Here is an 11,514-nt window from a genome sequence, read left to right as displayed (position 1 = left end):
TACCTGGCCAGCCGCGAGGTGTTTCTGCAGCACGTGCTGGAGCAGCGCATCGAGGAGGAGGTGCGCAAGTGCTATCTGGAGCGCACCGGCCACAAGGTGGCCCCGAAGGAATTCCGCGCCTGGAAGAACTCCTTGCAGTGTGTCGGCAACGTGCTGCAGCTGCCGGCCATCCCGAGGGAACTGGGGGTGGCGATTGAATACCGCATCCACAACACGTCCAAACGCATCGACCTGCTCCTCTCCGGGCAGAACGCATTGGGCCAGAGCGCTGCGGTGATCGTGGAGCTCAAGCAATGGGAAACGGTGGAGACCACCGAATTGGATGGGGTGGTGCGGACCCTTCTGGGTCGGGGGATCCACGAGACCACCCACCCCTCGTATCAGGCCATGAGCTATCGCGCCCTACTCCGAAGCTTCAACACGGCCGTGGTGGAGCACGCCATCCAACTGCAGCCCTGCGCCTATCTGCACAACTGCACCGAGGGCGATGGCATCAACGATGCGCGCTACCAGCCCTATCTCGATCAGGCGCCGGTGTTCCTGCGCCGCGAGAACGCCGAGATGGCCGCCTTTCTGCGCCGCTGCCTGGAGGTGGGCGACCGGGGTCGCACGATTGAGCAGATCCGCGATGGCAAGGCCAAACCCAGCCAGCAGCTGGCCGATGCGGTGGAGCGCATGCTCAAGGGCAACACCGAGTTCGTGCTGATCGATGAGCAAAAGGTTGTCTACGAGAAGGCCCTGGCCTTGGCGCGCCACGTGCGGGAGGGACGCCATTGCGTGCTGCTGGTGCAGGGCGGGCCGGGAACGGGCAAGTCGGTGGTGGCCGTGAACCTGTTGGCCACGTTTTTGCACATCGGCCTCAACGCCCGTTACGTGAGCAAGAACGCGGCGCCGCGGGCGGTGTACCGGGCCAAGCTCACCGGCTCGATGCAGAAAAACGAGTACGACACCCTCTTCAGCGGTTCGGCCTGTTTCGTGGGCGCCCCGGAGGGCCACTACGACGCCTTGATCGTGGATGAGAGCCACCGGCTGATGACCAAGACCATCTACAACAAGGAGGGCGAGAACCAGATCAAGGAGATCATCCACGCCAGCAAACTGACCGTCTTCTTCCTCGATCAAGACCAGCGCGTCACCTTCGACGACATCGGCAGCACCGCCGAGATCGAGAAGTGGAGCCAGTACCACGAGGCCGAGCTGCACCGCGATGAACTGCCATCGCAGTTCCGCTGCAGCGGCTCCGATGGCTACCTGGCCTGGCTGGATCAGACCCTGGGGATTCGCTCCACCGCCAACGATCAGCTGGACCGTGGCAGCTACGACATTCGGGTGTTCGACGATCCCGTGGCAATGCACCAGGCGATCCGTGAGCGCAATGGCTCCAACCAGGCGCGCATGGTGGCGGGCTACTGCTGGAACTGGGCGTCCAAGAATCACCCCAGCGCCTGGGACATCACGATCGAGCCCTACGGCTACCGGGCCCGCTGGAACCTCAGCAAGGACAGCAGCCTCTGGATCATGACGCCGGGCACGGTGGAGGAGGTGGGCTGCATCCACACCTGCCAGGGCCTGGAGCTGGAGACCATCGGCGTGATCATCGGGCCGGATCTGGCCGTCCGCGATGGCGAGGTGGTGACGGTGCCATTAGCGCGGGCGCGTACGGACCAATCGCTCAAGGGCTACAAGGTGGGTCTGACCCGTGATCCCCAGGGGATTCGCCGCAAGGCGGACGCGATCATCCGTAACACCTACCGCACGCTGATGAGCCGGGGCACGAAGGCTTGTTTTGTGTTTGCCTGTGATCCGGAGTTGAACGAGTACTTGAAGGGGGCGGTGGCGGGGCGAGGGTCCCAGTGAATCCAGCCAACCGGCTCTAGGCTGGCCAGAAGGCAAGAGGGTTTAGTGCCGATTGAACTTTCCAGTGCCGAGCTCGACGCGCTCAATGTGCCGGAAAAGGTGCGTCTTCTTGAGCAGGTCTGGCAAAGCCTCTGCAGTCATCCGGCGGATGTCTCCTCACCTGAATGGCACGCTGAGGTGCTGCGGGAACACAGCGAGAGACTGATCGATGGCAGGGCGACGCGGATCCCTTGGGCTGAGGCCAAGGCCCAGCTTCAGCAACTCGGTGGATGATCATCAACATCTCTTCAGATGCTCTGAGAGATCGGGAGGAGGGATTTTGGTTTGAAGAGCAGCAGGCTTCGGGTCTTGGGGGCTACTTCCGTAGCTGTTTGCTGGCCGATATCGAATCTCTGGCCTACTACGGAGGGATTCCCTTTCTGCATCTACGACACGTTTGACGCTGATGATTTGACGGTGGTCGCCGTTCTCGATGCCCGCAGGGATCCTCTCTGGACGCGTCAGCGTCTTGGTTGATGCCACCGTAGGCATCGATGTGGGCGGCGCCCGCAAGGGCTTCCACGCCGTCGCCTTCACCGGTGGCGCCTATGCGAGCCAGCTGGCCAGCGCTGATGTGCAGGAACTCGCCCATTGGTGCCGCTCGGTGGTGCGCGCCAGCGTGATCGCCATCGATGCCCCCTGCCGCTGGAGCCGCGACGGACGTATGCGCTCCTGCGAACGTGAGTTGATCGGCCGCGGCATCAGCTGTTTCGCCTCGCCCACCCGGCAGAGGGCGGTGGAGCACCCCACCAGCTACTTCGGCTGGATGCTGCAGGGGGAGGCGCTCTATCAGGCCCTGGAGAACGGGGCGGCGGAGCAGGCCTATCCCTTGGTGCGCTCCCTGCCACCCAGCGGCCCTGGCTGTTTTGAAACCTTCCCCCACGCCATCACCTGGCACCTTCGCGGCGGCCAGGCCAAGGCGGCCCAGAAGCGCCTCCAACGCCGGGAGCTGTTGGCGCAGGCGGGCCTGGATCTCACGCCGCTCACCAACATCGACTGGATCGATGCCGCCCTCTGTGCGCTCACCGCCCACGTTGTTGCCACCGGTGGGGAGTGCGTGAGCTACGGGGAGCCGGAGTCGGGGTTGATCGTGGTGCCGAGGGGGCATGACTGGGGCCCATTCCCTACCCTGACCCCATGACAGGTGCTGATATCCGCTGGCATCAACGCTTCGTCAACTTCCGCCAGGCTCTGGCGCGTCTGAGGGATGCGGTGGAGCTTTCCCAACAGCGCAGCCTCAGTGAAATGGAACGGCAGGGGTTGATCAAGGCCTTCGAGTTCACCCATGAACTCAGCTGGAAAACCCTCAAGGATTTCCTGGTCTCCCGCGGTGTGTCCGACCTCTTTGGTTTCCGCGCCACCACCCGTGAAGCCTTCGCCCAGGGGTTGATCAACGATGGCGAAACCTGGATGGAGATGATCCGCCACCGCAACCTCAGCGCCCACACCTACGACGAAGCGACGGTGCTGGAGATCGTGGTAGCGGTGGTGACCTCATATGTCGGAGCCTTCGAGGAGCTGGAATCACGGCTCCAGGCACAGGAGTCCCTGCCATGACCGCCCAGGCCTCCGCCACCCGCTACGGATTGCCAGTCGCTGCCGTGGCCAGGATCCAGGCGACCCTCGCCGCCTTCCCGGCCATCGAGCAGGCCACCCTCTACGGCTCAAGGGCCCTCGGGCGCCACCGCCCTGGCTCTGACATCGACCTCACCCTCTCCGGCGTCGACCTCGATCCGCGCACCCTTGCCCGCCTCGATGCGGCCCTCGATGATCTGCTGCTGCCCTGGCGCTTCGATCTGTCGTTGCAGGTCTCGCTCCAATCCCCCGAGTTGATCGACCACATCAAGCGAGCGGGGGTGGTCTTCTACCGGCGTGGGGATCGGCCCTGAACAGAAAACGGGGCCTCCATCAAAAATGCCCATTACGATGGCCCAATGGACATTTCCGTAACCGAGTTCCGCGCCCAGTGCCTGGAGTTGATCCGGCAGGTGGAGAGCGGTGGCGAGGTGGTGGAGATCACCCGCCACGGCAAGTTGGTGGCACGCCTCACGCCGCCGTCCGCCCGCTCCGCGCAAAGCCCCCAGCCATGGACGACCCTGCGCGGTTCCGGAGTGCTGCACGCTAATTCCGAGGAATCCGTGCTGGAGGCCCAGGCCTTCGACGCCCTGCGGTGAAGGTCCTGCTGGACACCCATGTGTGGCTGTGGTGGCTGCTTGGTTCCGAGCGACTGAAGGTCCAGGAACGTCTTTCGCTGGATCGCCTGGCATCCGATGGCAGCACCCACCTCGCGGCCATGAGCCTCTGGGAAGCGCAGATGCTCCATGCCAAGGGGCGGCTGGGACTGGATCGTCCGTTTCAGAACTGGCTGCGGGAGGCCGCTTCTCCAGGGGTTGTTCAACTTGTGCCGCTCGATGTGGAGGTGGTCATCTCGCTCCACCAGCTGCCGGAAGGGTTCCATGGCGATCCGGCCGACCGGCTGATCGTGGCCACAGCTTTGGCCCACGGCCTGGTGCTTGCCACCCATGACCAGGCCATCCGCAGCAGTGGGGTGATCGAGATCTGGACGGGGCCCAGGAAATAGCTCGGCTTTTCCTGCATCAGAAGCTCCGTTTTTTCTGCATTGGGATCCCGGCATCTGCTGCAGTGACGGCTCCGAGCTGCGGGCGATGGGACCCCGGTCGCGCTGATCTGGTGCAGTCTGGTCTGAGTGAGCGGCGTGCAGCCATGGTGTTTCGTCCCAGCCCTGATCCCAGCCGGGTGGTGGAGGTAATCGAAACCGGCGCCGAAGCCGAGGTGGTGATCGCCCGAAATGGTCGGCCCGTCGCACGGCTCGCCAGCCTGCAGGCACCGGCGCGGCTCCGCCGACTGGGCATCGCCCGTTGGCAGTTCGTGGTGCCCGACTCCATCGATGGCGCCAATCCCCTGATCACCGACCTGTGCGAACGGGGCTGATGCGCCTGCTGCTGGATACCATCAGCCGTGAGCTGATCACCCACCAGGCCAGCGGAGTGTTCCTGAGCCATGTGTCGCTCTGGGAGATCGCGACCAAAGCACGCCTTGGCCCGTGCCGACATGCCCCTGTCGGCTCGTGAGGCCATCCCCTGGGCAGAGCAATCCGGCTTTGACTTCCTCCCGATCGACCTTCCCCATCTGCTGGCGCTCGAACAGTTGCCCCTGCACCACCGCGATCCATTTGATCGTCTGCTGGTGGCCCAGGCCATCAGCGGCCCCTTCACACTGCTCAGTGCCGATGCGGCGTTCACCGTCTATGGCTGCCCGTTGCAGGATGCGCGCAGCTGAAGAAGGCAGAGCCAGGCCACCCACGCCAAACTGGCCCCATGGCCGCCTCAGCCCGCCCCTCCAACTATTCCTACGTGGTGGATGAGCCGCTGCTGCGCACGATCGCGGCCGAAATCCAGGCGGCGAATCCCGGCGCCGAGGTGTGCCTGTACTCCTGCGGAGAAGCCTGCGGCTACGGCTCCCGGGCCCGTGGCAACGAGCGGCCCGATTCCGATCTGGATCTGCTGGTCACCGTGCCGGATGAATGGTTGGCCAGCCATTCGCGGTTTGAGAAAACGGATGCCCTGGGCTGGAAGTTAGCCCATCATCGGATACCCATCGATCTACTCCTGTATTCGCACCAGGAAGTGCGGGAGCGCCGCCAGCACAGACAGCACGTTGTCGCGGAGGCCTATCGCCACGGCCAGTAACTCCATGACCGCTGATCTGCTCGCTCACGTGGTCGCGCCGCTCCCATGAACGAGGCCGAAACCCGCTCCGAGCTGATCGACCCGCTGCTGGTGGCGGCCGGTTGGGGCGTGGTGGAAGGCAGCCGCATTCGCCGCGAGTTTCCGATTGCCCCGGGGCGCATCGAGGGCGGCGGCCGCCGCGGCAAGTCCCTCAGTGCCGACTACGTGCTCAGCTACCGCAACACCGGTCTTGCGGTGGTGGAAGCCAAGTCCGATGGGCTGCCACTCACCGAAGGCGTGGGCCAGGCCAAGGAATACGCCGCCAAGCTCCAGCTGCGTTTCACCTAGGCCAGTAACGGCCTGGGCATCTACGCGATCGACATGGAATCGGGCGAGGAGGGGGAGGCCGAGGGCTTCCCCACGCCCCAGGAGCTGTGGGATCGCACCTTTGCAGTCGAGAACGCCTGGCGCGATAGCTTCGCTGCCAATCCCTATCCCGACAAGAGCGGCAGCTGGCAGATCCGCTTTTACCAGGAGATCGCAGTGAAGCGGGTACTGGAGGCGATCACTTCCGGCCGCAACCGCATTCTTTTGACGCTGGCCACAGGCACCGGCAAAACCTCGATCGCTTTTCAGATCATCTGGAAGCTCTTTCAATCCCGCTGGAACCTCTCCGGCGAGCCCAGCCGCCGGCCCCGCATCCTGTTTCTGGCCGATCGCAACAACCTCGCCGATCAGGCCTTCAACGACTTCACCGCCTTCGCCGCCTTCGAAGAGAACGCCCTGGCGCGGATCGAACCCGACGACCTGCGCAAGAAGGGCCGCGTGCCCACCAAGGAGGCAGCCGATGATCCAGAGGGGCCCAAGGCGCGCCCCACCAAGACCCGCATCAAGCTGGGCGATGGCAAGGAGCGCTCGATCCAGCACATGCTGGTCACCTCCTTCTGGCATCCCGATGGGCGGCCGATAAGTTCCCAGCAGTTCATCGAGCTGCTCTACGGCCAGCTGCCCGAATTCGTGAAGGATGAGGCTGAGCTACGGCAGCTCTGGAGTTGACCTGACACCCGCCGCAAGTTGTTGCAGGGCCTGGAGGAAAAGGGCTTCGGCGCCGATCAGCTGGCGGAGATGCAGCGCATCATCGAGGCCGAGAACAGCGATCTGTTCGATGTGCTTGCCCATGTGGCCTACGCCCTGCCGCCCATCTCCCGCGAATCCCGCTCCCAACTGGCCCGCCTCTACATCCACTCCCGCTTAACTAGCAAGCAGCAGCTATTCCTCGACTTCGTACTTCAGCACTACGTGAGCAGCGGCGTGCAGGAACTGGCTCAGGAGAAGCTCACCCCGCTGCTGCGTCTCCGCTATCAGCACTCCATCGCCGATGCCGTGGCAGATCTGGGCAAACCTGAAGAGATCGGCCAGCTGTTCGCAGGCTTCCAGCGGTTCCTTTATGAACCGGCCCGCTGACGCCGTTCAGCTGAAGGGCCGTGCCTCCGCCAGCACCGCCTGGGGCTCGATCCACATGGCGTCGCCGTAGGAGAAGAAGCGGTACTGGCGCTCGATGGCCTCGGTGTAGAGGTCCAGCAGGCGTTGGCGGCCGATCAGGGCACTCACCAGCAGCAACAGGGAACTTTTCGGCAGGTGGAAATTGGTGAGCAGGCCCTCCACCACCGCAAAGCGATAGCCGGGCTGGATCACCAGATTCACCGGGCCTGTGTGGGGCCGCAGCTCGCCCCCGTGCAGCTGGGCCACCGCCTCCAGGCTGCGCACCGAAGTGGTGCCGATGGCGATCACCCGGCCGCCCCGCGCCCTGCAGGCCGCCACCGCCGCCACCAGCTCGGGCGACACCTCCACCCACTCGCTGTGCAGCTGCAGCTGGCTCAGGTCTTCGGTTTCCACCGGCCGGAAGGTGCCCAGGCCCACATGCAATGTGGTGGTGGCCAGCTCCACGCCGCGCCCACGGATTGCCGCGAGCAGCTCATCACTTAGGTGCAGACCCGCCGTTGGCGCCGCAACGGCTCCCGGCCGGGCGGCATAGCGGGTCTGGTAGCGGTCATGGTCGGAAGCTTCGTGCCCGTGGATGTAGGGCGGCAGCGGGATCGCGCCGTACTGCAGCAGCAACGGCTCCAGCGCCGCGGCATCGCTACACGCCGCAGGGAACTGCACTATGCGGCCACCGGTTTCAGGATCGCTGCCCAGCACGGTGACCACAAGCGGCGGCTGCCCTGGGGCGATCAGCTCCAGGCTGTCGCCGGGCCTGAGCCGTTTGGCGGGTTTGGCCAAGCACAGCCAACGCCCTGGGCCTGCACCGGGGACATCGACCGCCTGCCGATCTGCTCCAGACGGCTGCCAGGGCTCCAGCACCAGCAGCTCGGCGGCTCCGCCGCTGGCGCGGCGGACCTCAAGCCGGGCATGCAGCACGCGGGTGTCGTTGACCACGAGCAGATCACCCGCCCTGAGCTCGTGCTGCAGATCCCACACCCTGAGGTGGCGGGCATGGGGCGCGGGCCCCGTGCCGATGGAATCGACGACCAGCAGCCTGGCGTCGTGACGGGGCTCCACCGGCCGCTGAACGATGAGTTCACTCGGCAGGCCATAGCCGTAGCTCGATAGCAGCCGATCGACTGGATCAACGCTCACAGGATCAGACCTGGAGGTAGTAGCGATAGCGGCTGAAAATGCGGGAGCCGCGATCGCGCAGGGCAGCCGACACCAGATCAACGCTCTGGTTGAGTAATAGGCAATCGAGCCATCCGGTGCTGATTACCTCGGGCATCATCACAGTGAGTCGCTGTTCGGGCTGACTGCCCTCTATGGCATCGCGCTCAATGGCATGCACCATCTCAACCAGCGGATCAATAAAGGAAGCGTAGGGACTCTCTTTGAGGGTTAGGGCCACTCCCAACGGCTGGCCGATCTGCCGATCCCATTGGGCCCTGATCCGTTGGGGGTTGTGATGGGAGGAATAAACAAACAGCACACTCACTTGGCGCGACATGCTGCACGCATGGCGCACCGCAGCAATCGCGGCACGGTCAAATGCCTCAAGGCAAACCACAATCGGCCCCTGACCAGGATCTAGACGAGGGGGTGAGGCTTCTGAATGCAGCGGCAGAAACGGTTCGAGCACCTCGTCGGATTCATCTAAATCAAGGGCATGCTGAAGGCGCCCATAGCGTTTTTTGATCAGGGCCAGAATCCACACCAAAGAGGGGATAAGCAGTACCACCAACCAGGCACCACTGCTGAACTTGCTGAACACCACGACAGCCAGCACCAGGCCGGTGAACAGGGCCCCAAAACCGTTCATCAGCGCTCGCCAACGCCAGGCCGAGCCGCGCTGACGCAGCCAGTAGAGGACCATGCCGCTCTGGGAGATTGTGAAAGCCAGAAACACCCCCACGGCATAGAGATTGATCGCCATCGTGGTGTCCCCTTTGCAGAACACGATGATCAGGCCAGCGAGGGCAATCAGCACGAGGATGCCGTTCTGAAAGACCAGCCGATCCCCCCGGAATGCCATCAGCCTTGGCAAATGGCTGTCGCTGGCCAGCATGGCCCCCAGCCGCGGAAAATCGGCAAAGGCGGTGTTGGCCGCCAACATCAAGATCAGCAGCGTGAACAGCTGGAGAGCGGGGTAAAGCGGGTTGGAAGCGCCAAATATCCGCTCGCCCAAAATCGCCATCGTGGTCTGATTGGAGGAAGGATCCACGCCATACATCCAGGCCAGCAGGCTGATGCCCAGGAACATCAGCGAAAGGATCAATCCCATTACCGCCATGGTGGCTCTTGCATTTGCCGCGGCGGGATCGCGGAACACCTGCACACCGTTGGCAATCGCTTCGATGCCGGTCATGGCTGAGCAGCCTGAAGAAAACGCTCGCAGCACCAGAAACAGGGAGAGGGGAGCGATCGCCTGCACCGGTGGAGTGGGCTCTGGCACAAAACCATGGCGCAACACCAGATCCACTAGGCCAAAGCCCACCAGCAGCGCCACCATCGCTATGAAGGCGTAGACCGGCAAGGAAAACAGACGGCCCGATTCGCTCATGCCGCGCAGGTTTATCCAGCCCACGAACACCAGCAGCACAAGGGCGATGGGAACCTGCCAGGGAAGCAAGGCGGGCAGATAGGAGGTGAGGGCCTGGGTGCCCGCCATCAGGCTCACGGCAGCCGTGAGTGAATAGTCGATCAGCAGCGCTGCTGCCCCCACCAGGCCCGTGGTGATGCCGAGGTTGGCGCGGGCCACGATGTAACAACCGCCGCCTTCTGGGTAGGCATGCAGCGTCTGTTGGTAGGAAAGAACCACAATCGCCACAAGGGCGATCACGGCCAAGGTGATCGGCAGCGACCAGCTCAAGGCCGCGCTGCCGGCCAGGATCAACACCGCCAGGGTCTGATCAGTGGCGTAGGCGACCGATGACAACGCATCGGATGAGAGCACGGCCATCGCCTGCCCATTTGGCAGGCATTCCTGATGGGCCGCACTGGTGGGCAAGGGACTGCCCACCAGTGAGAGGCTGATGCTCTTGCGTACCTGCCTGAATCCCATCAAATTCAGAGGGAAAGGCTTTCTGGATTGGTTTCGATCAACTGGGCCAGATCCTTGAGGAAGGCGGCGGCATGGGCGCCGTAGATCACACGGTGGTCGCAGGTGAGGTTCACCTGCATCTGGCTGGCCACCCGGATCGAGCCGTCCTTACCCCCCACCACCGCGGGCCGCGAAGCAGCCACCGCCAGGATGGCGCCGGTGCCGGGGGGCAAGATCGCGTCGAAGCGGTCGACACCAAACATGCCCAGGTTGGAGAGGGTGAAGGTGCCAGTGCTGTATTCCTGTGGCTGCAGCTGCTTGCTGCGGGCCCGGGCCACCAGATCGGCCCAGCTGCGGGCCAGCGAATAGATGTCGGTTGTATCGGCGTTGGCGAGCACCGGTGTGATCAGGCCGCCGTCCTCCATGGCCACGGCCACTGCCACATTCACACCAGCGGGGTAGGCCATGGCACTGGCATCGGCCGTGGTAGCGGCATTCACCTGGGGATGACGGGCCAACACCACGCCCACGGCCTTTGCCAGCAGGGCAGTCATGGTGACGCCCTTGGGCTTGAGCTGCTTGTAGAGGGAATCGAGCTTGGTGGTGGTGATGGTGTAGCCCACCCGGAAGCAGGGCACCGCCAGGCTGGCCACCATGTTGCGGTTGACTGCGTTCTGGAGGGTGTTGAAGCCGACGCTCTCGCCAGGGCGCCCGAAGGCCTCACCGGTGGGCGCAGGCGCCGGTGAGCTGGCGCCATTTCCGAGCGGAGCAGCCATGACAGCCGGGCCGGATCCCTCGGCCACTCGGGGCACCGTGATCGGTTGACCGGTGGCGGCCAGCACGTCGTCGGCCTGGATGCGGCCATGGGGACCGCTGCCGCGCAGGCCGGCCAGGTCCACCCCGAGCTGGCTGGCGAGCTTCTTGGCCCGGGGCGATGCCACCACCCGGCCGCTGGCCGTGGCGGCCGGCGCCGCCACTACTGGGGGAATTACGGGGGCAACTGCTGGAGCTTTTACTGGAGCAACTGCCTGGGGAGTAACTGGAGCAACAGCTGGGGCCGCCACTGGGACAGGCGCGGATGCAGGAGCAACAGCAGCAGCGGGCACCACCGGTGCCTTGGCAGCTGCGGCGGCAATCTCGGCCTCGGTCTCCACGATCAGGCCAATGGTCTCGCCCACCGGAGCCGTGCCGCCGGCAGGCATCAAAACGGCAGCCAGGTAACCCTCGTTAAAAGACTCCACGTCCATATCGGCCTTGTCACTCTCAACAACAAGCACGGACTCGCCCCGCTCCACCTTGTCGCCGGGCTGCTTGAGCCACTCCACGATCTTGCCCTCCGTCATGGTGGAGGAGAGGGCGGGCATGAAGATTTCGTGGGTTGCCATAAACCAGTGCCCGCTT

The 11,514-nt window shown here is 64.2% G+C and carries 15 protein-coding genes and 1 pseudogene; 13 read left to right on the top strand and 3 right to left on the bottom strand.

Features of this window, described 5'->3' with window-relative positions; genetic code table 11:
• From KBZ15_RS09360 to KBZ15_RS18655, 13 genes and pseudogenes are all read left to right on the top strand, one after another.
• The coding region (locus KBZ15_RS09360; protein ID WP_255014920.1) for a DUF2075 domain-containing protein at positions 1-1,857 on the top strand (1,857 nt) is incomplete at its 5' end.
• Positions 1,858-1,902: 45 nt separating this feature from the next.
• Positions 1,903-2,130 (top strand): addiction module protein, encoded by a 228-nt coding sequence (locus tag KBZ15_RS09355; RefSeq protein WP_255014919.1) that lies wholly within the window; start codon positions 1,903-1,905, stop codon positions 2,128-2,130.
• Positions 2,127-2,297 carry a hypothetical protein gene (locus KBZ15_RS09350; protein ID WP_255014918.1) on the top strand — a complete coding sequence of 57 codons (171 nt, stop codon included), beginning with the start codon at positions 2,127-2,129 and terminating at the stop codon, positions 2,295-2,297. Before KBZ15_RS09355 ends, KBZ15_RS09350 begins: the two co-directional genes overlap by 4 nt.
• Positions 2,298-2,329: 32 nt before the next feature.
• Positions 2,330-3,037, top strand: coding sequence for a DUF429 domain-containing protein (locus KBZ15_RS09345; RefSeq protein WP_255014917.1), 708 nt, complete (start codon positions 2,330-2,332; stop codon positions 3,035-3,037).
• Positions 3,034-3,453 carry a nucleotidyltransferase substrate binding protein gene (locus tag KBZ15_RS09340; RefSeq protein WP_255014916.1) on the top strand — a complete coding sequence of 140 codons (420 nt, stop codon included), beginning with the start codon at positions 3,034-3,036 and terminating at the stop codon, positions 3,451-3,453. Before KBZ15_RS09345 ends, KBZ15_RS09340 begins: the two co-directional genes overlap by 4 nt.
• Positions 3,450-3,785 carry a nucleotidyltransferase domain-containing protein gene (locus KBZ15_RS09335; RefSeq protein ID WP_255014915.1) on the top strand — a complete coding sequence of 112 codons (336 nt, stop codon included), beginning with the start codon at positions 3,450-3,452 and terminating at the stop codon, positions 3,783-3,785. Before KBZ15_RS09340 ends, KBZ15_RS09335 begins: the two co-directional genes overlap by 4 nt.
• Before the next feature lie 45 nt (positions 3,786-3,830).
• The gene (locus tag KBZ15_RS09330) at positions 3,831-4,070 is read left to right on the top strand and encodes a type II toxin-antitoxin system Phd/YefM family antitoxin (protein WP_255014914.1); all 240 of its coding nucleotides are present in this window, start codon (positions 3,831-3,833) and stop codon (positions 4,068-4,070) included.
• Positions 4,067-4,477, top strand: a complete 411-nt coding sequence (locus KBZ15_RS09325) for a type II toxin-antitoxin system VapC family toxin (RefSeq protein ID WP_255014913.1) — start codon at positions 4,067-4,069, stop codon at positions 4,475-4,477. Before KBZ15_RS09330 ends, KBZ15_RS09325 begins: the two co-directional genes overlap by 4 nt.
• A 110-nt stretch (positions 4,478-4,587) precedes the next feature.
• Positions 4,588-4,848: a type II toxin-antitoxin system Phd/YefM family antitoxin gene (locus KBZ15_RS09320; RefSeq protein WP_255014912.1), complete on the top strand. Its 261-nt coding sequence runs from the start codon at positions 4,588-4,590 to the stop codon at positions 4,846-4,848.
• Positions 4,848-4,988, top strand: coding sequence for a hypothetical protein (locus tag KBZ15_RS09315; protein WP_255014911.1), 141 nt, complete (start codon positions 4,848-4,850; stop codon positions 4,986-4,988). The genes KBZ15_RS09320 and KBZ15_RS09315 overlap by 1 nt, the downstream gene beginning before the upstream one ends.
• Positions 4,969-5,196, top strand: a complete 228-nt coding sequence (locus KBZ15_RS09310) for a type II toxin-antitoxin system VapC family toxin (protein WP_255014910.1) — start codon at positions 4,969-4,971, stop codon at positions 5,194-5,196. The genes KBZ15_RS09315 and KBZ15_RS09310 overlap by 20 nt, the downstream gene beginning before the upstream one ends.
• 38 nt (positions 5,197-5,234) lie before the next feature.
• Complete coding sequence (locus KBZ15_RS09305; protein ID WP_255014909.1) at positions 5,235-5,606, top strand: nucleotidyltransferase domain-containing protein; 372 nt, start codon at positions 5,235-5,237, stop codon at positions 5,604-5,606.
• A gap of 45 nt (positions 5,607-5,651) precedes the next feature.
• Positions 5,652-7,049 (top strand): annotated as a pseudogene (locus KBZ15_RS18655) (type I restriction-modification enzyme R subunit C-terminal domain-containing protein).
• A 6-nt stretch (positions 7,050-7,055) separates the two neighbouring features.
• Here KBZ15_RS18655 and queA read toward each other — a convergent pair.
• The 3 genes from queA to KBZ15_RS09275 are packed head-to-tail and all read right to left on the bottom strand — an operon-like array spanning position 7,056 to position 11,498.
• Positions 7,056-8,222 carry a tRNA preQ1(34) S-adenosylmethionine ribosyltransferase-isomerase QueA gene (queA, locus tag KBZ15_RS09285; protein ID WP_255014905.1) on the bottom strand — a complete coding sequence of 389 codons (1,167 nt, stop codon included), beginning with the start codon at positions 8,220-8,222 and terminating at the stop codon, positions 7,056-7,058.
• A 4-nt stretch (positions 8,223-8,226) separates the two neighbouring features.
• On the bottom strand, positions 8,227-10,134 hold the full coding sequence (locus tag KBZ15_RS09280) for an APC family permease (RefSeq protein ID WP_255014904.1): 1,908 nt from the start codon (positions 10,132-10,134) through the stop codon (positions 8,227-8,229).
• 5 nt (positions 10,135-10,139) lie between these two features.
• The gene (locus KBZ15_RS09275; RefSeq protein WP_255014921.1) at positions 10,140-11,498 is read right to left on the bottom strand and encodes a dihydrolipoamide acetyltransferase family protein; all 1,359 of its coding nucleotides are present in this window, start codon (positions 11,496-11,498) and stop codon (positions 10,140-10,142) included.
• Positions 11,499-11,514: the final 16 nt, after the last annotated feature.

Origin of the sequence: Cyanobium sp. BA20m-p-22 (assembly GCF_024346275.1) — a bacterium.
In the GTDB taxonomy this organism is placed as follows: Bacteria; Cyanobacteriota; Cyanobacteriia; order PCC-6307; family Cyanobiaceae; genus Cyanobium_A.
This window is presented reverse-complemented; position numbering and strand designations above follow the sequence as displayed.

Coding starts and splice junctions, on each gene's coding strand:
- KBZ15_RS09340 (WP_255014916.1), top strand. CDS start 3,034: ATGACAGGTGCTGATATCCGCTGGCATCAACGCTTCGTCAACTTCCGC.
- KBZ15_RS09345 (WP_255014917.1), top strand. CDS start 2,330: ATGCCCGCAGGGATCCTCTCTGGACGCGTCAGCGTCTTGGTTGATGCC.
- KBZ15_RS09330 (WP_255014914.1), top strand. CDS start 3,831: ATGGACATTTCCGTAACCGAGTTCCGCGCCCAGTGCCTGGAGTTGATC.
- KBZ15_RS09335 (WP_255014915.1), top strand. CDS start 3,450: ATGACCGCCCAGGCCTCCGCCACCCGCTACGGATTGCCAGTCGCTGCC.
- KBZ15_RS09350 (WP_255014918.1), top strand. CDS start 2,127: ATGATCATCAACATCTCTTCAGATGCTCTGAGAGATCGGGAGGAGGGA.
- KBZ15_RS09315 (WP_255014911.1), top strand. CDS start 4,848: ATGCGCCTGCTGCTGGATACCATCAGCCGTGAGCTGATCACCCACCAG.
- KBZ15_RS09310 (WP_255014910.1), top strand. CDS start 4,969: ATGCCCCTGTCGGCTCGTGAGGCCATCCCCTGGGCAGAGCAATCCGGC.
- KBZ15_RS09280 (WP_255014904.1), bottom strand. CDS start 10,134: ATGGGATTCAGGCAGGTACGCAAGAGCATCAGCCTCTCACTGGTGGGC.
- KBZ15_RS09305 (WP_255014909.1), top strand. CDS start 5,235: ATGGCCGCCTCAGCCCGCCCCTCCAACTATTCCTACGTGGTGGATGAG.
- KBZ15_RS09275 (WP_255014921.1), bottom strand. CDS start 11,498: ATGGCAACCCACGAAATCTTCATGCCCGCCCTCTCCTCCACCATGACG.